The 22,796-nt window shown below is 74.2% G+C and carries 18 protein-coding genes; 13 read left to right on the forward strand and 5 right to left on the reverse strand.

Going from position 1 to position 22,796, the window contains the following annotated elements:
- Positions 1 to 5: 5 nt before the first annotated feature.
- Positions 6 to 281, reverse strand: a complete 276-nt coding sequence (locus ACPC54_RS21475) for a hypothetical protein (RefSeq protein ID WP_498966819.1) — start codon at positions 279 to 281, stop codon at positions 6 to 8.
- A complete protein-coding gene (locus ACPC54_RS21480; RefSeq protein ID WP_498966820.1) occupies positions 278 to 592 on the reverse strand; it encodes a hypothetical protein in 315 nt (104 codons plus the stop codon). The genes ACPC54_RS21475 and ACPC54_RS21480 overlap by 4 nt, the downstream gene beginning before the upstream one ends.
- Positions 593 to 841: 249 nt before the next feature.
- Between ACPC54_RS21480 and groES the strand changes: the two genes are divergently transcribed.
- From groES to ACPC54_RS21495, 3 genes are all read left to right on the forward strand, one after another.
- Entirely contained in the window at positions 842 to 1,147 is a 306-nt protein-coding gene (gene groES, locus ACPC54_RS21485; protein WP_014136232.1) for a co-chaperone GroES, read from the forward strand.
- Positions 1,148 to 1,280: 133 nt separating this feature from the next.
- On the forward strand, positions 1,281 to 2,909 hold the full coding sequence (gene groL, locus ACPC54_RS21490; protein ID WP_498966821.1) for a chaperonin GroEL: 1,629 nt from the start codon (positions 1,281 to 1,283) through the stop codon (positions 2,907 to 2,909).
- Positions 2,910 to 3,080: 171 nt separating this feature from the next.
- On the forward strand, positions 3,081 to 4,076 hold the full coding sequence (locus tag ACPC54_RS21495; RefSeq protein ID WP_498966822.1) for a LysR family transcriptional regulator: 996 nt from the start codon (positions 3,081 to 3,083) through the stop codon (positions 4,074 to 4,076).
- A gap of 83 nt (positions 4,077 to 4,159) precedes the next feature.
- On the opposite strand, the gene ACPC54_RS21500 is transcribed toward ACPC54_RS21495, so the two are convergent.
- The gene (locus ACPC54_RS21500; protein ID WP_498966823.1) at positions 4,160 to 4,486 is read right to left on the reverse strand and encodes a WhiB family transcriptional regulator; all 327 of its coding nucleotides are present in this window, start codon (positions 4,484 to 4,486) and stop codon (positions 4,160 to 4,162) included.
- Positions 4,487 to 5,049: 563 nt separating this feature from the next.
- Between ACPC54_RS21500 and ACPC54_RS21505 the strand changes: the two genes are divergently transcribed.
- The 4 genes from ACPC54_RS21505 (at position 5,050) to ACPC54_RS21520 (ending at position 9,751) form a co-directional block, all read left to right on the forward strand.
- The gene (locus ACPC54_RS21505; protein WP_014136228.1) at positions 5,050 to 5,661 is read left to right on the forward strand and encodes a response regulator transcription factor; all 612 of its coding nucleotides are present in this window, start codon (positions 5,050 to 5,052) and stop codon (positions 5,659 to 5,661) included.
- A 338-nt stretch (positions 5,662 to 5,999) separates the two neighbouring features.
- Entirely contained in the window at positions 6,000 to 6,725 is a 726-nt protein-coding gene (gene shbA / locus ACPC54_RS21510) for an RNA polymerase sigma factor ShbA (protein ID WP_498966824.1), read from the forward strand.
- Positions 6,726 to 6,972: 247 nt separating this feature from the next.
- Positions 6,973 to 8,475, forward strand: a complete 1,503-nt coding sequence (guaB, locus tag ACPC54_RS21515) for an IMP dehydrogenase (protein WP_498966825.1) — start codon at positions 6,973 to 6,975, stop codon at positions 8,473 to 8,475.
- A gap of 148 nt (positions 8,476 to 8,623) precedes the next feature.
- Positions 8,624 to 9,751: a GuaB3 family IMP dehydrogenase-related protein gene (locus tag ACPC54_RS21520; RefSeq protein WP_498966826.1), complete on the forward strand. Its 1,128-nt coding sequence runs from the start codon at positions 8,624 to 8,626 to the stop codon at positions 9,749 to 9,751.
- Between the two features lie 68 nt (positions 9,752 to 9,819).
- Here ACPC54_RS21520 and ACPC54_RS21525 read toward each other — a convergent pair whose 3' ends face one another.
- On the reverse strand, positions 9,820 to 10,395 hold the full coding sequence (locus ACPC54_RS21525; RefSeq protein ID WP_498966827.1) for a hypothetical protein: 576 nt from the start codon (positions 10,393 to 10,395) through the stop codon (positions 9,820 to 9,822).
- Positions 10,396 to 10,647: 252 nt separating this feature from the next.
- Here ACPC54_RS21525 and ACPC54_RS21530 point away from each other — a divergent pair, with 252 nt between their 5' ends.
- The gene (locus tag ACPC54_RS21530; protein ID WP_498966828.1) at positions 10,648 to 12,609 is read left to right on the forward strand and encodes a serine/threonine-protein kinase; all 1,962 of its coding nucleotides are present in this window, start codon (positions 10,648 to 10,650) and stop codon (positions 12,607 to 12,609) included.
- Between the two features lie 34 nt (positions 12,610 to 12,643).
- Here the strand turns inward: ACPC54_RS21530 and ACPC54_RS21535 are convergent, their stop codons facing one another.
- The gene (locus ACPC54_RS21535) at positions 12,644 to 13,222 is read right to left on the reverse strand and encodes an SHOCT domain-containing protein (protein WP_498966829.1); all 579 of its coding nucleotides are present in this window, start codon (positions 13,220 to 13,222) and stop codon (positions 12,644 to 12,646) included.
- A 58-nt stretch (positions 13,223 to 13,280) separates the two neighbouring features.
- Between ACPC54_RS21535 and ACPC54_RS21540 the strand changes: the two genes are divergently transcribed.
- The 5 genes from ACPC54_RS21540 (at position 13,281) to ACPC54_RS21560 (ending at position 22,058) form a co-directional block, all read left to right on the forward strand.
- On the forward strand, positions 13,281 to 14,372 hold the full coding sequence (locus ACPC54_RS21540) for a protein kinase domain-containing protein (protein WP_498966831.1): 1,092 nt from the start codon (positions 13,281 to 13,283) through the stop codon (positions 14,370 to 14,372).
- Positions 14,373 to 14,534: 162 nt separating this feature from the next.
- On the forward strand, positions 14,535 to 16,310 hold the full coding sequence (locus ACPC54_RS21545) for a serine/threonine-protein kinase (RefSeq protein ID WP_498966833.1): 1,776 nt from the start codon (positions 14,535 to 14,537) through the stop codon (positions 16,308 to 16,310).
- A 90-nt stretch (positions 16,311 to 16,400) separates the two neighbouring features.
- The gene (locus tag ACPC54_RS21550) at positions 16,401 to 18,044 is read left to right on the forward strand and encodes a succinic semialdehyde dehydrogenase (protein ID WP_498966835.1); all 1,644 of its coding nucleotides are present in this window, start codon (positions 16,401 to 16,403) and stop codon (positions 18,042 to 18,044) included.
- Between the two features lie 54 nt (positions 18,045 to 18,098).
- The gene (locus ACPC54_RS21555) at positions 18,099 to 19,892 is read left to right on the forward strand and encodes a GMC oxidoreductase (RefSeq protein WP_498966837.1); all 1,794 of its coding nucleotides are present in this window, start codon (positions 18,099 to 18,101) and stop codon (positions 19,890 to 19,892) included.
- 120 nt (positions 19,893 to 20,012) lie between these two features.
- Positions 20,013 to 22,058 carry a hypothetical protein gene (locus tag ACPC54_RS21560; protein ID WP_498966838.1) on the forward strand — a complete coding sequence of 682 codons (2,046 nt, stop codon included), beginning with the start codon at positions 20,013 to 20,015 and terminating at the stop codon, positions 22,056 to 22,058.
- Positions 22,059 to 22,796 lie beyond the last annotated feature (738 nt).

Genomic DNA, 22,796 nt, shown 5'->3' on the forward strand with positions numbered 1-22,796 from the left:
ATCAGTCACAGCGCCAGATCGAGGGTGAGCGGCGTGGCCACGAGAACGACCGGGGTGATCCGGTACCCGCGCCGCCGGCTGCCGCGGGCCGCCCACCCGGCGGACAGGAGCGGGAGCGCGAACCAGACGGCCTCGACGGTGGCGACGGTGGTCGCCGAGTGCGGGGCGCCGTCCCACATGAGGACGATGGTCACCGCGCTCTCGACCACCACGGCGACCAGCACCGCGACCGCCGCGAGCAGCGCGACCGCCGCGTCCCGCGCCCGGGCCGGCGCGGTCACCGGAGGGCGCCCGACCAGAACAGCACCGGCAGGACGAACGGGGCCAGTGCGGCGGCGACCGGGAGGACGCGGTACCCCTTCCGCCAGGTGCGGAAGGCCAGGATGCCGGGCACCCCGAGGACGAGCGCCGTGTCGAGGAGCAGGGTGACGGCCAGGACCAGCTCCTGGGCGTGCCCCGGCGCGTTCAGGACGAGGGCGACCGTGAGCGAGACGGCGACGAGCGGAAGGACCGTCAGCAGGGGCAGGAGCAGTACCGCGGGGAGCAGGTCGTCCGACAGCGCCGGGCCGATGCGCTTGGGCTTCTGGGGCATGGCACGAGTGTCGGGCGCGGGGGCGGTGTCGCACATGAGTACGGCTACTCAACCGTCGCACCGGACCCCGGGGGCGCGCCGTTGGCACTCTGGTTGACTGAGTGCTAACACCGGCCTATGGTCGTCCTTGGCACTCCCCACTGGGGGAGTGCTAACGCGAAGACGCGTGTCTGACCCCCGCGACGGCAGGCTCGCAGGTTCGCCCCTACCCGTTAGAAAACCCCGTAATCTCCGAAGGGGAGCTCGGACGTGACCACCAGCAGCAAGGTTGCCATCAAGCCGCTCGAGGACCGCATCGTGGTCCAGCCGCTCGACGCCGAGACCACCACGGCCTCCGGCCTGGTTATCCCGGACACCGCCAAGGAGAAGCCCCAGGAGGGCGTCGTCCTGGCTGTCGGCCCGGGCCGCTTCGAGGACGGCCAGCGTCTGCCGCTCGACGTCGCCGTGGGTGACATCGTCCTGTACTCGAAGTACGGCGGCACCGAGGTGAAGTACCAGGGCGAGGAGTACCTCGTCCTCTCGGCCCGCGACGTTCTCGCCATCATCGAGAAGTAAAGCGGCATCGAGAAGTAAGTCGTTCCGACCCGCCCCGGATCCGTGTCCCAGTGACAGGGGCCCGGGGCGTGGTTGTTGGTTCACGTAGTTCGGCGGCCGGTCGGCCGGCCGCAGCCCCGAGGGAATAGGGAACATGGCGAAGATCCTGCAGTTCGACGAGGACGCCCGCCGCTCGCTGGAGCGCGGTGTCAACAAGCTGGCCGACACCGTCAAGGTGACCATCGGCCCCAAGGGCCGCAACGTCGTCATCGACAAGAAGTTCGGCGCCCCGACCATCACCAACGACGGCGTGACCATCGCCCGTGAGGTCGAGCTGGACGACCCGTACGAGAACCTTGGCGCGCAGCTCGTCAAGGAGGTCGCCACCAAGACCAACGACGTCGCGGGCGACGGCACCACCACCGCCACCGTGCTGGCCCAGGCCCTGGTCAACGAGGGTCTGCGCAACGTCGCCGCCGGCGCCGGCCCGGCCGCCCTGAAGAAGGGCATCGACAAGGCCGTCGCCGCCGTCTCCGAGCACCTGCTGTCCGTGGCCCGCGAGATCGAGGGCAAGGACGACGTCGCCGCCGTCGCGTCCCTCTCCGCCCAGGACACCCAGGTCGGCGAGCTGATCGCCGAGGCGATCGACAAGGTCGGCAAGGACGGTGTCATCACCGTCGAGGAGTCGAACACCTTCGGCGTGGAGCTGGACTTCACCGAGGGCATGCAGTTCGACAAGGGCTACCTGTCGCCGTACTTCGTCACCGACGCGGAGCGTCAGGAAGCGGTCCTGGAGGACCCGTACATCCTGATCAACCAGGGCAAGATCTCCTCCATCCAGGAGCTGCTGCCGCTGCTGGAGAAGATCCTGCAGAGCGGTGCCTCGAAGCCGCTGCTGATCATCGCCGAGGACGTCGACGGCGAGGCGCTGTCGACCCTGGTCGTGAACAAGATCCGCGGCACCTTCAACGCCGTCGCCGTCAAGGCCCCCGGCTTCGGCGACCGCCGCAAGGCGATCCTCGGCGACCTGGCCGTCCTGACCGGCGGCACGGTCATCTCCGAGGAGGTCGGCCTCAAGCTCGACCAGGCCGGTCTGGACGTGCTGGGCACCGCCCGCCGCGTGACCATCACCAAGGACGAGACCACCATCGTCGACGGTGCCGGTGACACCGAGGCCGTGGCCGGCCGCGTCGCCCAGATCAAGGGTGAGATCGCCGCCACCGACTCCGACTGGGACCGCGAGAAGCTGCAGGAGCGCCTGGCCAAGCTGGCCGGCGGCGTCTGCGTCATCAAGGTCGGCGCCGCCACCGAGGTGGAGCTGAAGGAGCGCAAGCACCGCCTGGAGGACGCCATCTCGGCGACCCGTGCCGCGGTCGAGGAGGGCATCGTCGCCGGTGGTGGCGCCTCCCTGGTGCACGCCGCCAAGGTGCTGAACGACGGCCTGGGCCTGTCGGGCGACGAGGCCACCGGTGTCGCCGTCGTCCGCAAGGCGCTGCACGAGCCGCTGCGCTGGATCGCCCAGAACGCCGGCCTGGAGGGCTACGTCATCACCTCCAAGGTCGCCGACCTGGAGATCGGCCAGGGCTACAACGCGGCCACCGGCGAGTACGGCGACCTGGTGAAGGCCGGCGTCATCGACCCGGTCAAGGTCACCCGCTCCGCCCTGGAGAACGCCGCCTCGATCGCCTCCCTGCTGCTCACCACCGAGACCCTCGTGGTGGAGAAGAAGGAGGAGGAGGCCGACGCCGGTCACTCGCACGGCGGCCACGGCCACTCCCACTGAGTGCGGCCCTGAAGGCCTGAACGCCTGAAGGCCTGAACGCCCGACCGGAGGCCCGGTCCGCGCCCCTCGGGGCCGCGGTCCGGGCCTCCGGTGTTTCCCGGTACGATCCGCTTGAAGACTCAACTATCAGAGTAATTTTGCTCTCGGCAAAGATTGCCTTATAACTGAGGCATGATCGAGGCCCGCCATCTGCGCGTCCTGCGTGCCGTCGCCCGCACCGGTTCCTTCTCCGCGGCCGCCCGCGAGCTGGGCTGCACGCAGCCCGCCATCAGCCAGCAGATGAAGGCCCTGGAGAAGTCCGTGGACACCCCGCTGGTGGTCCGCTCGGGCCGCGGCATGCAGCTCAGCGAGGCCGGGAAGGTCCTGCTCAAGCACGCCACCGGGATCCTCGCCGGGCTCTCCGCCGCCGAGGAGGAGGTGGCCGCGATCGCCGGGCTGCGGGCCGGGCGGGTGCGGCTGGTGTCCTTCCCGACCGCCAGCTCCACCCTGGTGCCGCCGGCCGTCGCCCGGCTGCGGGACGGCCATCCGGGGGTGCGCGTGTCGCTGGTGGAGGCGGAGCCGCCGGAGTCGCTGGCGATGCTGCGCGGCGGCGAGTGCGAGATCGCGCTGGCCTTCCGCTACCCGCAGTCGGACGGCGGTGCGCCGGCGGCGCCCGCGCACGGGACGGCCCGCGAGGCTCGCGCCGAGGCCAACCTGGAGGCGCAGCAGCTGAGCGCCGGCGCCGACTGGTCCGACCTGGTGGCCACCCCGCTGCTGGACGACCCGCTGGTGGGCCTGCTGCCCGCCGCGCACCCGCTGGCCGGGCGCGCCGGGCCGGTGGGGCTGGCCGAACTGGCGGGGGAGCAGTGGATCGCCGGCTGCCCGCAGTGCCGGGGCCACCTGGTGGAGCTGTGCGCGGCGGCCGGCTTCGAGCCCCGGATCGACTTCGCGACCGACGACTACCCGGCGGTGGTCGGCCTGGTGGCGGCCGGGCTCGGGGTGGCGGTGCTGCCCCGGCTGGCGCTGCAGTCGGTGCGTCCTGACGGCGTGTCGACGGTGCCGGTGCGGACGGCCTCCGGGGCGCCGGCGGTGCGTCAGGTGGTGGCGCTCACCCTGCCGGACCTCGCCGAGGTGCCGGCGGTGGCGCTGATGCTGGAGCGGCTCGCGGGGGCGGCTGCCGACCGCTGACGGCGGACGGTCGGCGCGGCACGCCCTCGGCCTGCGGCGCCGCGAAGAAACGTTTCTCCACGGCGCGTCGTGGCGGCTGGGACCTAGTGCCGCGCGACGGCCGGCGGGGTCAGCGGGACCTCCACCAGCCGGTGCCGCGAGCGTCCCAGCATCTCCTCGCGCTCGTCCTCGGTCATCCCGCCCCAGACGCCGTACGGCTCCCGCACCGCCAGCGCGTGCGCCGCGCACTCGGCGATCACCGGGCAGCGCATGCACACCTCCTTGGCGCTGGTCTCGCGCGAGCTGCGCGCCGCGCCGCGTTCGCCCTCGGGGTGGAAGAAGAGCGAGCTGTCCACGCCACGGCAGGCCGCGGAGAGCTGCCAGTCCCAGAGGTCCGCGTTGGGGCCCGGGAGGCGGGAGAAATCTGCCATGGCTCATTCCCTTCAGAGGCTCGTCTGCCGTGGGCCGGACGCTCGGCGGGCTGCTGCCGGGCGTTGCGGCGGGGCGTCGATGCACCGGTGTGGACACCTGGAAATATGACTTAAGGCAACTCCATGGACAAGTCACCCACAGACTGGCACAACAGTCAATGACCATACGAAAGCTATAAAAACGGGCAAAGGGGGCAAGGGTTTCGGCGGGCACGGGGCGTGGCAATCGGGTGGCTCGCGGGCGCGCGACGCTCCGCACCGGTGTGCGGGTCGCACGCCCACCGCGCGCGAGCTGCGGAAAAGTGCGGCGTGTGCACCGCGATGCGGCTGATCGGTAATGGGTTGGCCACGTACAGTGGCGGAGATGGCCCTGAAGGCCGTAACTCATTCGAGTGACGGTCGTTGGAAGTGCGGAGGCGGTTAGCGGGCGCCGGACGTCGGGAACGATCGCGGACGAGTTGGGGCGATCAGCACGGAGTCTGTCGCCGATCGGCCGTGTCGGAGAGGTTCGTACCAGCCAGGAGGCTCAACGTGACGCGGATCAGCTGCGGAGGACGACGGTCATGACTTCCGTTCTCGTTTGCGACGATTCCCCGCTCGCCCGCGAGGCGCTTCGCCGCGCGGTCGCGACCGTACCCGGTGTGGACCGGGTCACCACCGCGACGAACGGGGAGGAGGTCCTGCGCCGCTGGGTGGCCGACCGCTCCGATCTCGTCCTGATGGACGTCCGGATGCCCGGCCTCGGCGGGGTGGAGACGGTCCGGCGACTGCTGTCCGCCGACCCGGGCGCGCGGATCATCATGCTCACCGTCGCCGAGGACCTCGACGGTGTCGCGCTCGCGGTGGCCGCCGGCGCCCGCGGGTACCTGCACAAGGACGCCTCGCGCGCCGAGCTGCGGGCCACCGTCACCCAGGCCCTCGCCGACCCGACCTGGCGGCTCGCCCCGCGCCGGCTGCGCAGCCCGGACATGGGCGCGGCGCCGACCCTGACGGCGCGTGAGATCCAGGTGCTCGAAGGCATGAGTCACGGCCGCAGCAACGCCGAGATCGGCCGCGAGCTGTTCCTCTCCGAGGACACCGTCAAGACCCACGCCCGACGGCTGTTCAAGAAGCTCGGAGCCTCCGACCGCGCGCACGCGGTGGCGCTGGGCTTCCGCTGGGGCCTGGTCCGCTGACCGCCGGCGGCGTCGTCGGCTGCGGCGCGCCGCCCTCGAATCCGGAGGCGGACACCGCACGGGCGTGTGACGTCGCGGCCCCGAGGTTGCACCATGGAGGAGTGGAGCACCTCGGGGACCAGCGGACAGGCACTGCGGCGAACCACGCAGCCGCAGGACACTCGGCGGACGGCGCGACGGACGGGACCGCCGACCACGGCGGGGCGGGAGGCGGCACGGTGCAGGAGGGGCCGGTGGTGCGCGGCGGCATGCCGTACGGTGTCGCAGCGCATAACGTTCCGGTGCACAACTCCGGACGCGGTGCCGCGTTTTCCCGATCGACCAGGCACCATGGACCGATGCGTGACGACGTCGCCGGTGCGGCCGGCCAGGCGGACCCGGTGGAGGCCGAGCCCTCCGCGCCGGGTCTCGATCCGTCGTACACCGACACCGGCGCCGCCGGCGAGCCCGGCGTGCCGGTGAGGCCCAGCCGCCCGCCGGTGCTCGGTACGGGCGGCTCGCCGCTGGTCGGAGAGCTGGTCGCGGACGCCGTCCGGGGCGAGGGGCCGGCGATCGACGCGCTGCTCGCCTACGTCCACCCGCTGGCGCTGCGGTACTGCCGGGCCAAGTTGGCCCGGCTGCCCGGCGGTGCCCGGCACCACGTGGACGACGTCGCGCAGGAGGTCTGCGTCGCCGTGCTGTGCGCGCTGCCCCGGTACAAGGACCAGGGGCGGCCGTTCGAGGCCTTCGTCTACGGGATCGCCGCGCACAAGATCGCCGATCTGCAGCGGGCCGCGATGCGCGGACCCGGCTCGACCGTCGTGCCGCAGGACGACCTGCCGGAGGTGCCGGACGAGGCGCTCGGCCCGGAGGAGCAGGCGCTGCTGAGCAGCGACGCGGCCTGGGCCAAGGAACTGCTCTCCAACCTGCCGGCCCGCCAGCGCGAGCTGGTGCTGCTGCGGGTGGCCGCCGGGCTGTCGGCGGAGGAGACCGGCGAGGTGCTGGGGATGTCGCCGGGCGCCGTCCGGGTGGCGCAGCACCGGGCCCTCAGCCGGCTGCGGGCGCTCGCGGAGGAGTCGTCCTGACCGTGGGCCGGAATGGCCCATGGGGTGTGGTTGTTGTCAAGGGCACACGAGGACACATTCGCGGTGCCAGTACCATGGGGTATCGGCGCCTGGGCGGGTTGCCAAAGTTTCGCGGGTGAGCACGGGGTTCCCTTGGAGGTTCCTCCAACTCCACCCGGCTTTCGGCGGTCCGGACGAGTGAGCGATGTATGCGCCCCCACCCTCAGGGCGCGAGCGGATCAAGCCGGCCACGGAAGGTACCCCCGAAATGTCTTACAACGCCGCAGGCGTACCCGAGAAGTTCGCGATGCTCGGGCTCACGTTCGATGACGTCCTGCTGCTGCCCGGGGCTTCCGCGGTGCTGCCGAACCAGGTGGACACCTCCTCCCGGGTCTCGCGCAACGTCCGCGTCAACATCCCGCTGCTGTCCGCGGCGATGGACAAGGTCACCGAGGCGCGGATGGCCATCGCGATGGCCCGTCAGGGCGGCGTCGGCGTGCTGCACCGCAACCTGTCGGTCGAGGACCAGGCCAACCAGGTCGACCTGGTGAAGCGCTCCGAGTCCGGCATGGTCACCGACCCGATCACGGTCGGCCCGGACACCACGCTGGCCGAGGCCGACGCGCTGTGCGCCAAGTTCCGCATCTCCGGCGTCCCGATCGCGGACGAGGCCGGCAAGCTGCTCGGCATCGTCACCAACCGCGACATGGCCTTCGAGTCGGACCGCAGCCGCCAGGTCCGCGAGATCATGACCCCGATGCCGCTGATCACCGGCAAGGTCGGCATCTCCGGCGAGGACGCGATGGCGCTGCTGCGCCGCCACAAGATCGAGAAGCTGCCGCTGGTCGACGACGAGGGCCGGATCAAGGGCCTCATCACGGTCAAGGACTTCGTCAAGGCCGAGCAGTACCCGAACGCCGCCAAGGACTCCGAGGGCCGGCTGCTGGTCGGCGCCGCCGTGGGCGCCAGCGCCGAGGCCTTCGACCGGGCCCAGGCCCTGGTCGAGGCGGGCGTGGACTTCCTGGTCGTCGACACCTCGCACGGCCACAGCCACAACGCGCTGGCCTGGATCGAGAAGATCAAGTCGGCCGTCAAGGTCGACGTGGTCGGCGGCAACGTCGCCACCCGGGACGGCGCCCAGGCGCTGATCGACGCCGGCGTGGACGGCGTCAAGGTCGGCGTCGGCCCCGGCTCCATCTGCACCACCCGCGTGGTCGCCGGCATCGGCGTCCCGCAGATCACCGCCATCTACGAGGCCGCCCAGGCCTGCCAGGCGGCCGGCGTGCCGGTCATCGGCGACGGCGGCCTGCAGTACTCGGGCGACATCGGCAAGGCGCTGGCCGCCGGTGCCGACACCGTGATGCTCGGCTCGCTGCTGGCCGGCTGCGAGGAGTCCCCGGGCGAGCTGCTGTTCATCAACGGCAAGCAGTTCAAGTCCTACCGCGGCATGGGCTCGCTGGGCGCGATGCAGTCCCGCGGCCAGGGCCGCTCCTACTCCAAGGACCGCTACTTCCAGGCCGAGGTGGCCTCGGACGACAAGCTCGTCCCCGAGGGCATCGAGGGCCAGGTGCAGTACCGCGGCCCGCTGTCGGCCGTGCTGCACCAGCTGGTCGGCGGCCTGCGCCAGACCATGGGCTACGTGGGCGCCGCCACCATCGCCGAGATGGAGAGCAAGGGCCGTTTCGTCCGGATCACCGCGGCGGGCCTCAAGGAGAGCCACCCGCACGACATCCAGATGACCGTCGAGGCGCCGAACTACTCGGCCCGCTGACGCACCGCACCACGAAGGGCCCGCTCCGGCGGGCCCTTCCGCGTGTCCGGGGGCCGGGCCGTCCGGGCGGCGGTCCCTCCCGTACGGGATACTGGGGGGCGGCCGGGGTGACCCGGCGGGCATGAGCAACAAACCAGAAGGGCTCGAAGTGACTGAGATCGAGATCGGGCGAGGCAAGCGCGGCCGACGGGCGTACTCCTTCGACGACATCGCCGTCGTCCCCAGCCGCCGCACCCGGGACCCGAAGGAGGTCTCGATCGCCTGGCAGATCGACGCCTACCGCTTCGAGCTGCCCTTCCTGGCGGCCCCGATGGACAGCGTGGTCTCGCCGCAGCAGGCCATCGCCATCGGCCGGCTCGGCGGCCTCGGGGTGCTGAACCTCGAAGGCCTCTGGACCCGCTACGAGGACCCGCAGCCGCTGCTCGACGAGATCGCCTCGATCACCGACGAGGCCGCCGCGACCCGCCGCCTGCAGGAGGTCTACTCCGCGCCGATCCGTGCCGAGCTGATCAAGCAGCGCATCCAGGAGGTGCGCGACTCCGGCGTGGTCACCGCCGCCGCGCTCTCGCCGCAGCGCACCGCCGAGTTCTCCAAGGCCGTCGTGGACGCGGGCGTCGACGTCTTCGTCATCCGCGGCACCACCGTCTCGGCCGAGCACGTCTCCAGCGCCGCCGAGCCGCTGAACCTCAAGCAGTTCATCTACGAGCTCGACGTCCCGGTGATCGTCGGCGGCTGCGCCACCTACACCGCCGCGCTGCACCTGATGCGCACCGGCGCGGCCGGCGTGCTGGTCGGCTTCGGCGGCGGCGCCGCCCACACCACTCGCAACGTGCTCGGCATCCAGGTGCCGATGGCCACCGCCGTCGCCGACGTGGCCGCCGCCCGCCGGGACTACATGGACGAGTCCGGCGGCCGCTACGTGCACGTCATCGCGGACGGCGGCGTCGGCTACAGCGGCGACATCCCGAAGGCCGTCGCCTGCGGCGCCGACGCGGTGATGATCGGTGCCGCGCTGGCCCGGGCCACCGACGCGCCGGGCAAGGGCTTCCACTGGGGCATGGAGGCCGTCCACGAGGAGCTGCCGCGCGGCAAGCGGGTGAACCTCGGTACGGTCGGCACCACCGAGGAGATCCTGACCGGGCCGTCGCACACCCCGGACGGCACGATGAACCTGTTCGGCGCGCTGCGCCGGGCGATGGCCACCACCGGCTACACGGAGCTCAAGGAGTTCCAGCGGGTCGAGGTGACGGTCAACCCGGCGCTCAACCACCGCTGAGTCCGCTGACGCAGGCCCCCGCCACCCCGTGAGCTCTGTTCCGGGGCCCGGCGGGGGCCTGCGGCATGTCAGGGGCGGACGGCGGTGCGGCGGGTGAGCAGGTACCCGCCGATCAGGGCGATGGCGTAGAAGGCCAGGTCGAGGGGCCGGAGGCCGGCGCGCCAGCCGGCCAGCGCGTCGTGCAGCAGGCCGTCCGGCCCGGGGCCGTCCGCATGGACCAGGCGCAGCCGCTGGGTCAGCTGACCGAGTAACAGGGCGGCGGCCGCGAGCAGGGCACCGAGCAGCGGCAGCAGGCGGCCCGGGCCGCCGAACCGGCCGAGCGGCAGCGCGATCAGGCCGGCCTGGGCGATGGCCAGCCAGCCGAGGCTGTCGGCCGCCCGCAGCGGCGCGCAGCCGTACGCCAGGGCGCCGAGCAGCGCGGCGAGCAGGGCGAGGGCGATCGCGGGGGCGGTGCGGTGGTGCCGGGCCGCCCGCCGGCTCGCCCGGCCGGCGGGGGCGTCGGGCTCGTACCCCGCGACCGGGGCGCCGGGCATGCCGGGGGCGACGTACCCCTCGGGGGCGGCCGGGAGCGGCGCGACCGTGTAGTGCTGTGCGGTTCGCGAGCGGACCGACTGGCCGTCAGCGTCCGGTGCGGGTGCGGTCATGGGCGTCGAGTCCCCCCGGAAAGACGATGAAGCTGCCGAACGGTAGCAGCGTTTCGGACGGATCTCGGCGAGTTTTCGATCACAGATCGGGCACGGAGCGCCGCGAGCGTTCCGGTTCGTCCGGGCTCTGGGCAGGGGGTGGGTGGCCGCGGGCCCTCGGGACAGGGGATGATGGAGGCTTGGCCGTCCGGGCCCGGCAGGACCGACGCGCCGTCACCACGACCGCCGGCAGCACATGGGGGAACGTTCCGAATGACCGAGGCGCAGGGCTCCACCGGCCGCCTGCTGGCCGGCCGCTACCGGCTGACCGCGGTGCTCGGGCGCGGCGGCATGGGCACCGTCTGGCGCGCCGAGGACGAGATGCTGGACCGGACCGTCGCGGTCAAGGAACTGCGGATGAACGCCAGCGTCGAGGAGGAGGAGAAGCACCGGCTGATCGTCCGGACGCTGCGCGAGGCCAAGGCGACCGCCCGGATCCGGCACAACTCGGCGGTGACCGTCTTCGACGTGGTCGAGGAGGACGACCGGCCGTGGATCGTCATGGAGCTGGTCGAGTCCCGCTCGCTGGCCGACGTCGTCCGCGAGGACGGGCCGCTGGAGCCCGCCCGGGCCGCCGAGATCGCGCTGGACGTGCTGGGCGTGCTGATCTCCGCGCACGCGCTGGGCATCCTGCACCGCGACGTGAAGCCGTCCAACGTGCTGATCGGCGAGGACGGCCGGGTGGTGCTGACCGACTTCGGCATCGCCAGCGTGGAGGGCGACGCCTCCGTCACCTCCACCGGGATGCTGGTCGGCGCGCCGTCCTACATATCCCCGGAGCGGGCGCGCGGGCAGAAGCCCGGCCCGCCCGCCGACCTGTGGTCGCTCGGCGGCACGCTGTACGCGATGGTGGAGGGCCGGCCGCCGTACGACCGGGGCTCGGCGCTGGCCACGCTGACCGCGGTGATGACCGAGGACCTGACGGTGCCGGAGAACGCCGGGCCGCTGCTGCCGGTGATCGAGGGGCTGCTGGAGAAGGACCCGGCGAAGCGGTTGGACGCCTCGCAGACCCGGTCGATGCTGAAGCGGGTGGTCGCGGAGGCCACCGCGAAGGCGGAGTCGACCACCGAGCACGCGGTGCCGCTGACGCCGGCCGCCGAGGAGCCGAAGGGCGAGCCGGCGCGGACCGAGTCGGCGCGGACCGAGCAGGCGGAGAGCGAGCCGGCGAAGCCCGCGCAGGAGCGTCGGCGGACCGTGGGCGGGCTGCTCGGGACCGTCCGGGTGGGCAGCCGGGCGCGGGACGAGGAGTCGGCGGCCGCCGTGGAGCCGGCGGCGGAGTCGGCCGGTTCGGCCGCCGCGCCGGAGCCCGAGTCGATCCGGCCGGTGACCAGCGAATGGACCAGGGGCGCCACGCAGGCGGCCGGCGCCGACCCGCGCAAGGGCCGGCGGCGGCTGGCCCTGGTCACCGTGATCCTGGTGCTTCTGCTGATCGCCGGGGTGGTCGCGGTGGTCCGGGCGGTCGGCGGGAACGACGGCTCGACCGGTGGGAGCGCGCACGGCGCGGGCTCCGCCGCGCCCGTCGTGGCGACCACCGAGCCGACCCCGGGCCAGAGCACGACCGCGCCCACCGAGCCCGCCCTCACCACGCCCGCCCCCACCACGCCCGCCCCCACCGAGCCGCCGGCCACCGGCGCGAGCTCGGCCGCCGCGCCGACCCCGGCCGCCACCACGCCCGCGGCCCAGCCCCCGGCGCCCGCCCCGGCCACGACCCAGGCCGCGCCGGGCGGGCCGGTGCCGGCCGGGTTCCACGAGTACAAGGACCCGAGCGGCTTCTCCGTCGTCCTGCCGGACTGGCTGCAGCCGGCCGGCTCGGACGGCAACCGGCGGATCTTCAAGAACCCCGCGGACGGCAGCCAGCTGCGGATCGAGTGGACCACCTCGCCCGGCGCGAGCGCCGTCGCCGACTGGCAGGACTCCGAGCCCAACGTGCGCGGGCAGGTCACCAACTACCAGCGGCTGAACCTGGCGGCGATCAGCTACCGGCAGTGGACCAACGCGGCGGACTGGGAGTGGACCAACGGCACGCCCAAGACGCACTCGCTCAACCGCGGCTTCGTGACCAGCAGTCCGGCCAAGTACGGCTACTCGATCTACTGGATCGTCCCGGACGCGCAGTGGGCCGCGCAGGCCCCGGCCCGGGACGTCGTGTTCAACAGCTTCCAGCCGGCGCCGTAGGGCCGGCAGGCCGGCCGGGCCGACCGCCGCGGGCTCAGCCGAGCAGGCGCTGCTTGGCCCGGCCGAACTCCTCGTCGGTGAGCGCCCCGGAGGTGTGCAGGGCGGCCAACCTCTCCAGCTGGTCGAGGAGTTGCTCGCCCGCGCCGAGCTCGGCCGGGACGGCGTCCACGGGCGGGGCGGCGCAGGCCGGCGCGGCGTCGACGGGCGGGGCGGCGTCGACCGGCGGGGCGGTGCGGGCGCGCCGGGCGGCCTCCCGGATCTGCTCGGCGAAGGGCTCGCCCTTGACCACGTCCTCGAAGCGGTGCGCGCCGGTCAGCGCGACGACCGTCAGCACCTCGCCGTTGAACGTGGTCCGGACCACGGAGGCGTCGGTGACGGCGGCAAGCGGAACCGCGACCGGTGGTTTCCCGTCCTTCAGGAAGAGCAGCCGGTGGGTCGTCAGCACCAGCGCACCCCTGCGGAAGTGGTCGGGGTGGCGCCCGGCGGTGGAGGCGACCGGCGACTCGCCCGTGATCACGGTGGCTTCGACCGTGCGCAGGGCCGCGGCCTGGTTGGCTTGGTTGCTGTTGCCCGCCACCTTGAAGGCGGTGTCGATCAGATCGGTCCAGTCCATGGGATCGAGCGTATAAGGAGCCGCTCAGTAGGCTGCTCGGTGAGCGAGAGGAACTGGCATGCGAGGCGGCCCCGGGCAGTTGCTGGCAGGGCGGTACCGGCTGACGGACCGTCCCGAACCCTTGCGCGCCCGGGCGGTGGACGAGCAGAACGGCGAATCGGTACTGCTCCGCGCCCTGGAGCTGCCCGCGCTGCTGGCCGCCGGTCAGGGCCTGGACGACCCGCTGCCCGCGCAGGCGGACCGGCTGGTGCGCCGGGTGGCGGCGGCCGGTGCCGCGGCGCCGGCCTGGCACCCCCGGCTGCTGCGCGGCCTCGGGGCCTTCGCCGAGGGTGAGTTGCTGTGGACGGTCGAGGAGCGGCCGGCCGGCTGCTCGCTGGCCGAACTGCTCGCCGTGGGGCCGGTGCCGCCGTACCGGGCGGCCGAGTTGGCGGCCGATCTGGCGGGCGCGCTGCGCGCGCTGCACGGCGCCGGGCTCGCGCACGGGAACCTCACCGCCGAGTCGGTGCTGGTCTGCGAGGACGGCGCGGCGATGCTCGGCGGGCTGCTCTCCGGGGTCGCCGAGGAGGCGCTGGCGGAGGACCTCGGCGGGCCGGGCGGGCGCAGACGGTACGACGTCCGGGCCGCCCTGGTCGGCCCGGTCGCCGAGCGCTGGCCGCTGGACGGCGGCCCGGCGGGGGACTGCTGGGCGCTCGGCGTGCTGCTGCAGCGGATGGTCACCGGCCGCTCGCCGTTCCCGGAGGGCGGCGTGCCGGAGCTGGTGACGGCCGTCCGGGACGGGCGGCGCGAACCCAGCGTGGTGTGCGGGCCGTTGGCGCCGCTGGCGGAGCGGCTGCTGCAGCCCGACCCGTCGCTGCGGCCGAACGCCGAGGACGTCCGGCGGGAGCTGGCGGCGCTGCTGGCGGGCGCGCCGGAGCCGGTCGACGAGGGACGGGCGGGGCGCGAGCCGGTGACGCGGGAGGTGGCGCTGAAGCCGGACGCGCCGCTGGTGCCGCAGCGGCCCCGCCGGAGGCCGGCCCGGGCCGGGCGGACGGCGGACGACCGGGCGAAGCCGCCCCGGATACCCCCGGCCCTGCTGGGCCCGCTGCTGGTGGGGGGCGTGTTCGTGCTGCTGGCGGTGGCGCTGGCCGCCGTGGTGCTGTTCGCAGGCTGACGGCCCGGATGCGCACCGCTCGGACGACACGCCTCGTGGACGTGATTACCGGGCTTGGCAAGGTGCGCCTAATCTGTGCGTGGAATCAGTTCGAACAGTGGTCTGCACAGGCCCTCCTCCGTCGCGGTGACGGCAGGCGGATGAGCGGGGGAGCGGTCGCCGATGGGCGGGCAGGACCGGCCGGAGGCGGCCGAGGCGGAGCGGCTGCTGGCCGGGCGGTACGAGCTCGGTGAGCGGCTCGGCCGGGGTGGGATGGGGACGGTCTGGCGGGCCTGGGACCGCATGCTGGACCGCGAGGTCGCGGTCAAGGAGCTGACCGTCAACCACCTCCCCGAGGAGGAACTGCAGATCCTGCACACCCGGATGAAGCGCGAGGCCAGCGCGGCCGCGCGGATCAAGCACCCCGGCGTGATCACCGTGCACGACGTGCTGGAGCAGGACGGCCGGCCGTGGATCGTGATGGAGCTGGTCGACGGCCGCTCGCTGGCCGACGTGATCAGCCAGGACGGCACCCTGCAGCCGCGCGCCGCCGCCGAGGTCGGCAGCCAGGTGCTGGCGGCGCTGCACCGCGGCCACCAGCTGGGCGTGCTGCACCGGGACGTCAAGCCGGCCAACGTGCTGCTGGAGCGCGGCACCGGGCGGGTGGTGCTGCTGGACTTCGGCATCGCCAAGTACGAGGGCTCGACCGAGCTGACCCGGCCGGGGGACCTGGTCGGGTCGCCGGACTACCTGGCGCCGGAGCGCGCCCAGGGCGAGCGGCCCGGGCCGGCCTCCGACCTGTGGGGCCTCGGTGCGACGCTGTGGGCGGCCGTCGAGGGCCGGTCGCCGTTCCGCCGGGACTCGCCGATCACCACGCTGGCCGCGGTGGTCGACGAGCCGCTGCCCACGGCGCGCAGGGCCGGGCCGCTCGGGCCGGTGCTGGCCGCGCTGATGGCCAAGGACCCGGCCGACCGGCCGAGCGCGGACGAGGCGGCCCGGATGCTGGCCGAGGTGCGGTCCGGGCACACGATGGGCCTGAAGTCCGTGCCGTCGACGCGCACGCCCACCCAGTCCGTCCCGGTGGTGGACCGCAGCGACCGCCCGGAGGGGGAGGCGCAGTCGGCCGAGGACGGCCCGGAGGGGTCGGAGGAGCCGACCGAGCCGCGCCCGCCGGCCGTCGCGGTGGACACCGCCGGGGGCGCGCTCGCGCAGGCGCACGCGCCCACCACGGCCGTCGCGCCGGTCGCGCACGCCGATGCGCCGGTCGCCGGCCCCGGCATGCACCCGGTCGCGCACCCCGTCGCGCCCGCGCGCGGCCCGGCCCGGCGCCGCAACCTGCTGAAGCTCGCCGCGGTCGGACTGGCCGTGGGCGTGCTGGCCGCCGGGGCGACCTTCTTCGCCACCCGGCACATGGTCGGCCCCTCGACCGCCGACCCCGCGCCCACCGGCACCCCGACCGACTCGGACCCGAGCACCCCGGCCGGACCCGGCCAGGCGGCGCCCGCCGGCTACCACTGGGTGGACGACCCGGCCGGCTTCCGCTTCCCGCTGCCGAACGGCACCCCGACCTGGCAGCGGGTCACCTCCCCGGACGGCAACCAGATCTTCTACACGCCGGACGACAAGGTGCACTACCTGCAGTTCGCCGTCACCGTGGGCCAGTCCGTCAAGCCGCTGGACCACATGCGGCAGATGGAGGGCAGCGTCTCCAAGTCGCTGAAGGACTACAAGCAGCACCAGCTGACCGGCGCCGCGGTGAACAGCCACGAGGCCGCCGTCTGGGAGTTCAGCTACCTCGCCAAGGAGGGCGGCCGGCGGCGCGCGATCGAGGCCGAGTTCATCGACGAGGACGGCACCGGGTACGCCGTCTACTCCTCCAGCCCCGACAAGGGCGGCGAGTGGACCGATGCCGAGCACCGGTTCAGAACGGTGCTGAACGCCTTCACCCCGACCCGCTGACGGTGCGGGTTCGCCGCGTTCGCCCGATAGTGGCAGATTCTTGTTACCCATGGGTACCGGACCGGCCGCCGAGCGCCTAGGCTGCGCCGTATGTCGGACCTCACAGCAGGCGCAGCGGCCCCCGAACACCCCGACGCCGGCCCGGCCGGCGGTAACCCGGCCGCCCCCGGCGGCGGTCGGACGGTCTCGTCGGCCGTGCCGTCGTCCCTGGTCGCCCGGCTCGCGGCGGGCATCACCGCCACCGGCGAGCCGAGCCTGGTGGAGACCGTCGCCCCGCTGACCGGCGAGCGGCTGGCCGGCCTGCCGCAGTCCACCCCGGCGGACGTCGAGGTCGCGTTCCAGCTGGCCCGCCGCGCCCAGCCCGCCTGGGCCGCGCAGCCGGTGCGCCGCCGCGCCGCCGTCCTGCTGCGCTTCCACGACCTGCTGCTGAAGCGGCAGGACGAGGTGCTCGACCTCGTCCAGGCCGAGACCGGCAAGGCCCGGCTGCACGCCTTCGAGGAGGTGCTGGCCGTCGCCATGGCCGCCCGGCACTACGGGCGCGCCGCCCAGGGCTACCTGCGGGACAAGCGGCGCGGCGGCGCGCTGCCGGTGCTCACCCACACCGTCGAGGCCCGCCGCCCCAAGGGCGTGGTCGGCCACATCTCGCCCTGGAACTACCCGCTGGAGCTGTCCGTCGGCGACGCCCTGCCCGCCTTCGTGGCCGGGAACGCGGTGGTCAACAAGCCCGACACGCAGACCGCGCTGACCGCCCTGTGGGCCCGCGAGCTGCTGATCGAGGCCGGGCTGCCGGCCGACCTGTGGCAGATCGTGGTCGGCGACGGACCGGTGATCGGCCCCGCCGTGGTGGAGCACGCCGACTACGTCTCCTTCACCGGCTCCACCCGCACCGGCCGCGACGTGGCCCAGCGCGCCGCCGCCCGGCTGGTCGGCGCCTCGCTCGAACTCGGCGGCAAGAACGCCATGCTGGTGCTCTCCGACGCCGACCTCGACGCCGCCGCCGCAGGCGCCGTCCGGGCCTGCTTCTCCTCCGCCGGGCAGCTGTGCATCTCGATCGAGCGGCTGCTGGTGCACCGCTCGGTGGCCGACGAGTTCGTCGAGCGCTTCGCCGCCCGCACCCGGGCGCTGCGCCTCGGCGGCGGGCTCGCGTACGGCGCCGACATGGGATCGCTGGTCTCCGTCCGGCAGTTGGAGACCACCACCCGGCACGTCGAGGAGGCCGTCAAGGCGGGCGCCACGGTGGTGGCCGGCGGCCGCGCCCGGCCGGACCTCGGCCCGTACTTCTTTGAGCCGACCATTCTCGACGGGGTGACCCCGGAGATGGCGGTCTGCGCCGAGGAGACCTTCGGCCCGGTCGTGTCGGTCTACCGCTTCGACACCGAGGACGAGGCGGTGGCCGCCGCCAACTCCACGCCGTACGGCCTGAACTCCAGCGTCTGGACCAGGGACCACCGGCGCGGCCGGGCGGTCGCGGCCCGGCTGCGCACCGGCACCGTCAACGTCAACGAGGCCTACGCGGCCACCTACGGCTCGGTCGCCTCCCCGATGGGCGGCATGGGCGACTCCGGGCTGGGCCGCCGGCACGGCTCCGAGGGCATCCTGCGCTTCACCGAGGCGCAGACCATCGCGACCCAGCGGCTGATGCCGATCGCGCCCGCCTTCGGCCTGGACGACCGGAAGTTCGCCGCGGTGATGACCGGCGGGCTGCGGGCGCTGAAGGCCCTGCGCTTCAAGTAGGCCCCCGGCCGGCTTTCCCCCACGACAGGTTCGACCCCCGAAGGAGCGGTGCAGATGGTGGAGTCCGGCGATGCGGCGGAGTTCGACTACGACGTGGTCGTGGTCGGCTCCGGCTTCGGCGGTTCGGTCGCCGCGCTGCGGCTGACCGAGAAGGGCTACCGGGTCGCCGTCCTGGAGGCCGGGCGCCGCTTCGAGCGGGACGAACTGCCCCGCAACTCCTGGGACCTGGCGAACTACCTGTGGGCGCCGCAGCTCGGCCTGTACGGGATCCAGCGCATCCACCTGCTGGCCAACGTGCTGATCCTGGCCGGCGCCGGGGTCGGCGGCGGCTCGCTGAACTACGCCAACACCCTCTACGTGCCGCCGAAGGCCTTCTTCGAGGACCGCCAGTGGCGGCACATCACCGACTGGCAGGAGGAGCTGGCGCCGTTCTACGACCAGGCGCAGCGGATGCTCGGGGTCCGGCTCAACCCGACCGTCACCCCCTCCGACGTCCACCTCAAGGCGGCCGCCGAGCGGATGGGCGTCGGCGACACCTTCCACATGGCGCCGGTCGGGGTGTTCTTCGGCGACGGCAAGGACACCGACGGCACCGCCAAGGCGGCGCCCGGCGAGGAGATCGCCGACCCGTACTTCGGCGGCGCCGGCCCGGCCCGCAAGGCCTGCGTGGAGTGCGGCGAGTGCATGACCGGCTGCCGGCACGGCGCCAAGAACACGCTCACCGAGAACTACCTGTACCTGGCGGAGCGCGGCGGCGCCGAGATCCACCCGCTGACCACGGTGGCCCGGATCCGGGAGCACGGCGGAGGCTTCGCGGTGGACGTGCGCCGCACCGACTCGCGGTCGAGGACCGACCGGGTCAAGGCCGGCGCCCGGACCATCACCGCGGCGAAGGTGGTGGTGGCGGCCGGCACCTACGGCACCCAGTCGCTGCTGCACCGGATGCGCGACGGCGGGCACCTGCCCCGGATCTCGGCGCGGCTCGGCGAGCTGACCCGGACCAACTCCGAGGCGATCGTCGGCGCGCAGACCACCGACCGGCGCTACGGCGCCAAGGCGGACTTCACCAAGGGCGTCGCGATCACCTCCTCGGTGCACCCCGACGAGAACACCCACATCGAGCCGGTCCGCTACGGCAAGGGCTCCAACGCGATGGGCGCGCTGTCGATCGCCCAGGTCAGGGGCGGCGGGAAGACCCCGCGCTGGCTGCGCTACCTGGGCAACTCGGTGCTGCACCCGGTGACCTTCGCCCGCTCGATGAACCAGCACCGCTGGTCCGAGAAGACGATCATCGGGCTGGTCATGCAGTCCCTGGACAACTCGATCACCGTCTCGCTGAAGAAGGGCCCGCTCGGCAAGCCCCGGCTCACCTCCACCCAGGGCCACGGCGAACCCAACCCGACCTGGATCCCGGCCGCCCAGCAGGGCGCCCAGGCGCTCGCCGAGGAGATCAACGGCTTCGCGGGCAGCACCGTCGGCGAGATCTTCGACATCCCGCTGACCGCCCACTTCCTCGGCGGCTGCCCGATCGGCGACGCCCCCGAGACCGGCGTGGTCGACCCCTACCACCGGCTGTACGGCCACCCCGGGATCAGCGTGGTGGACGGCGCGGCCGTCTCCGCCAACCTCGGCGTCAACCCCTCGCTCACCATCACCGCGCAGGCCGAGCGGGCCCTGTCGATGTGGCCGAACAAGGGCGAGACCGACCCGCGCCCGGCCCCGGGCGAGGCCTACCGGCCGGTCGCCGCGGTGGCGCCGGTGCGGCCGGCGGTGCCGGCGGGGGCCTTTGGCGCGCTGCGGCCGCCGGTGCTGCTGCCCGTCCCGGAAGTGCCGCGTCAGCAGGGCTGACACCGGTTTTCCGGGGGCAAACCTGCCGGTGCGGTTCTCGGTTGACACCAGTTCGGGTCCGGTGGGATAAACGGGCTTTCTGGGGGGACCAGGAATTCGTCGAGCGGGGGTAAGCGGTCCATGACCAACTGCGCATGGTGCGGGGCGACTTCGACGGGAGGAGGGTCGGTCTGCGCGTCGTGCGGACAGCCGGCGGCCCCACCGCCGACCGCCGTCGCGGCGCCCGCGATCTCGCCGGTCGACGCCGTGCCGGCGGCCCCGCCGCCGTACGGGCCGCCGCCCGGTGCCCCCGGCTTCCCGCCGCCCGGTGCGCCCGGCTTCCCGCCGCCGCCCGGCGGCGGCCCCGGCTTCGTGCCGCCCGGCGCGCCCGGCTTCGCCGGGTACCCCGCCGCCGGCGGCCCGCCCTCGCTGGGCAACTGGGGTGCCGGGCAGCCGGTCCAGCCGCGGGTCGGCCAGCCGCCGCTGCTGCGCTGGCTGACCGGCTCGGACTGGCGCCCGGCGCTGGTCTCGGCGATCGCGCCGACCCTGGTGCTGCTGGTGGCCGCGCTGGCCGTGGCCGCGCCGGCCGACTACCGGCCGGACGGCGCCGGCTCGGCGCCCGGGTTCGGCAACGTCTACGGCGCGGCCCTCGGGGCGGCGCTGGGCGCGCTCGGCGCGCCGCTGCGGATCGGCTACCACGGCAACACGGGCTTCGGCACGGGCATGGAGTACGAGATCCGTGCCCTGCCGCTGACCGTCACCGTCCTGTGGATCCTCACGCTCTGGCTCGGCCTGCGGGCCGGCCTGCGGCGGCGCAGGGCCAAGGGCGTCCAGCTGACCCGGGCGCAGGCCGCCGGGGAGGCGCTGCGCTCCGCCCTGGTGATGGGGGCGGTGACGCTGCTGCTCGGCCTGGTCGCCGGGACGACCTGGAAGCCCGAGCAGCGCGGTCGCGGCGGTTTCTCCGGCTACGACTACGGCGACTTCGGGGACTACGGCTCCAGCCCGGGCTCCGGCGGCAAGCGGGACGCCGGAATGTCCTTCTTCGCGGACACCGGCTGGGCGGAGGCGCTCGGCTGGACGGTCCTGCTCGCCTTCCTGGTGGCCTTCGCGGTCTACGGCACCGACGCCCTGCGCTGGGCCGCCTGGCGCAGCGCGGCGGTGCGCGGCTGGGCGGTGGCCGCGCTGACGGCGGGCCAGGCGCTCGCCCTGACCTGGGGCATCGCCTCGGTGGCCGGCTTCGTGATCGCCGCGGCGAACAGCGACAACGGCTGGGAGATCGGCGCCGCGTTCGCCTTCATGCCCAACCTGGGCCTCGCCCTGCTCGGCTTCGGCTCGGGGGCGACCTTCCAGGGCGAGGCCGACCGGACGGGCGGCTTCGGCTCCTCGACGCGGGACACGGGCCCCAGCGGCACGGACGTGTCCTTCTTCGACCTGCACGAGCTCGGCGGCGAGTGGCGCCTGGCCGGACTGCTGGCGCTCGTCTCGGTGGCCGTGCTCGGCTGGGTCGCGGTCCGGCGGCGGCTGGAGTCCGCGGACCGGCTGCGGCTGGCGGCCGTGTACGCGGCGGCGCTCGTCCTGCTGTCGATGCTGGCCGGCGGGATCATCACCGTGTCGATCAGCATGGCCGGCTGGGCCTCGGCGGCGCGTTCGTCCATGTCCACGGAGATGTCGGTCAGCCTGAGCTTCCCGACCGTGCTGCTGGCGAGCGTGGTCTGGGCGGCGGTCGGCGCGCTGGCGGTCCCGGCGCTGCTGACGGGCCTGCGCCGGGGCGGCGCCCAGCCGTACCCGGCCGGGCCGTACTACGCGGGCGCGCCGGGCTACGCGGGCATGCCGGGCTACGCCGGTGCCCCCGTGCCGCCGCAGCCGCCGTACCCGGGCGGGCCGGACTACCCGGGCACGCCGGGCTTCGCCGGTGCCCCCGTGCCGCCGCAGCCGCCGTACCCGGGCGGGCCGGCGTACGGCGTCCCGGTGCCGCCGCCCGGGCAGGCGCCCGTGCCGTTCGGGGTGCCGCACCCGGCCGCCGCGCCGGAGCCGCACGCGCTGCCGGCGCCCCCGGCCGCCGCGCCGGCCGCGCCCGCGGGCGGGGTGGGCGAGGTGCTGGGCTCGCACGAGCCGCCGGCCGCTCCCGCCGCTCCGCCGACCGGCGACGCGCCGGTCGACCCGAGCGTCTGGCGCGACCACCCGTAACACCTTCCGTTCCGCGACCCCCGCCGCCCCGCCCGTTCCCCGGTCGGGGCGGCGGGGGTTTCGCGCCCGGGAGCGGCGGGGCGGCGGCCGGGCAGCGGCCGAAAATGGGTCCGGACAGGGCAAAGGGCCCCGCGGGGGAACGGGGCCCTTTGTCGCTCAGCACTCGGCGTCAGGGCCGCGCCGGGTGCTGTGGTGACGGCGCCGGGGGAGGGGCGCCGTCGTGTCGGTTGGCATCGGGCCGCCGACGCGGTCCCGGCACGGGCCGGGGCGCGGGGCGGGCGTGTCCGTGTCGCGGTGGGGGCACCCCCGGCCGGCGGCTGGGGGCGGGTCGGCGCGCGGCTTCGCGCCTGACCTTCGCTCACGGAGCGTGAGGAGCTTACCGCTGCCGCTTCCCTGGGCGGCGACAGTGGTCCGGCCTCCCGTTGAGCCGTCCGGCCGCCGGGAGAACCGCTTACACGCAGCATCGTGCTGGACGAAGGGCTTGCTCTGCAACCGATTCGGCACAGTTCGCTTCAGTCTCTTTCACGACTGGCGAGTAGCCTCGGGCGCGGCCCCGGCCCGTCCGGCCGGTTGCGGGGCTGCGCGGACCGGGACGCGAATGATCACGGTGCGTAGCGGAACGTTCGGTTGCGGCGCACGGGGACGCGCGTAGCGGTACGGGACGGGGGCGGGGGTGCGCCCGGGCGCACCCCGGGGTCGCGACGGGTCGTGCGGGGTCGTACCGGGGTGCGACGGCCG

The organism is Kitasatospora sp. NPDC094028, assembly GCF_049543595.1.
Taxonomy (GTDB): domain Bacteria; phylum Actinomycetota; class Actinomycetes; order Streptomycetales; family Streptomycetaceae; genus Kitasatospora.

Bases quoted from the DNA above. Each gene is read 5' to 3' on its own strand.
- ACPC54_RS21480 (WP_498966820.1), bottom strand. From the start codon at position 592: ATGCCCCAGAAGCCCAAGCGCATCGGCCCGGCGCTGTCGGACGACCTG.
- groL (WP_498966821.1), top strand. From the start codon at position 1,281: ATGGCGAAGATCCTGCAGTTCGACGAGGACGCCCGCCGCTCGCTGGAG.
- ACPC54_RS21495 (WP_498966822.1), top strand. From the start codon at position 3,081: ATGATCGAGGCCCGCCATCTGCGCGTCCTGCGTGCCGTCGCCCGCACC.
- ACPC54_RS21500 (WP_498966823.1), bottom strand. From the start codon at position 4,486: ATGGCAGATTTCTCCCGCCTCCCGGGCCCCAACGCGGACCTCTGGGAC.
- ACPC54_RS21505 (WP_014136228.1), top strand. From the start codon at position 5,050: ATGACTTCCGTTCTCGTTTGCGACGATTCCCCGCTCGCCCGCGAGGCG.
- shbA (WP_498966824.1), top strand. From the start codon at position 6,000: ATGCGTGACGACGTCGCCGGTGCGGCCGGCCAGGCGGACCCGGTGGAG.
- guaB (WP_498966825.1), top strand. From the start codon at position 6,973: ATGTCTTACAACGCCGCAGGCGTACCCGAGAAGTTCGCGATGCTCGGG.
- ACPC54_RS21525 (WP_498966827.1), bottom strand. From the start codon at position 10,395: ATGACCGCACCCGCACCGGACGCTGACGGCCAGTCGGTCCGCTCGCGA.
- ACPC54_RS21530 (WP_498966828.1), top strand. From the start codon at position 10,648: ATGACCGAGGCGCAGGGCTCCACCGGCCGCCTGCTGGCCGGCCGCTAC.
- ACPC54_RS21535 (WP_498966829.1), bottom strand. From the start codon at position 13,222: ATGGACTGGACCGATCTGATCGACACCGCCTTCAAGGTGGCGGGCAAC.
- ACPC54_RS21540 (WP_498966831.1), top strand. From the start codon at position 13,281: ATGCGAGGCGGCCCCGGGCAGTTGCTGGCAGGGCGGTACCGGCTGACG.
- ACPC54_RS21545 (WP_498966833.1), top strand. From the start codon at position 14,535: ATGGGCGGGCAGGACCGGCCGGAGGCGGCCGAGGCGGAGCGGCTGCTG.
- ACPC54_RS21550 (WP_498966835.1), top strand. From the start codon at position 16,401: ATGTCGGACCTCACAGCAGGCGCAGCGGCCCCCGAACACCCCGACGCC.
- ACPC54_RS21555 (WP_498966837.1), top strand. From the start codon at position 18,099: ATGGTGGAGTCCGGCGATGCGGCGGAGTTCGACTACGACGTGGTCGTG.
- ACPC54_RS21560 (WP_498966838.1), top strand. From the start codon at position 20,013: ATGACCAACTGCGCATGGTGCGGGGCGACTTCGACGGGAGGAGGGTCG.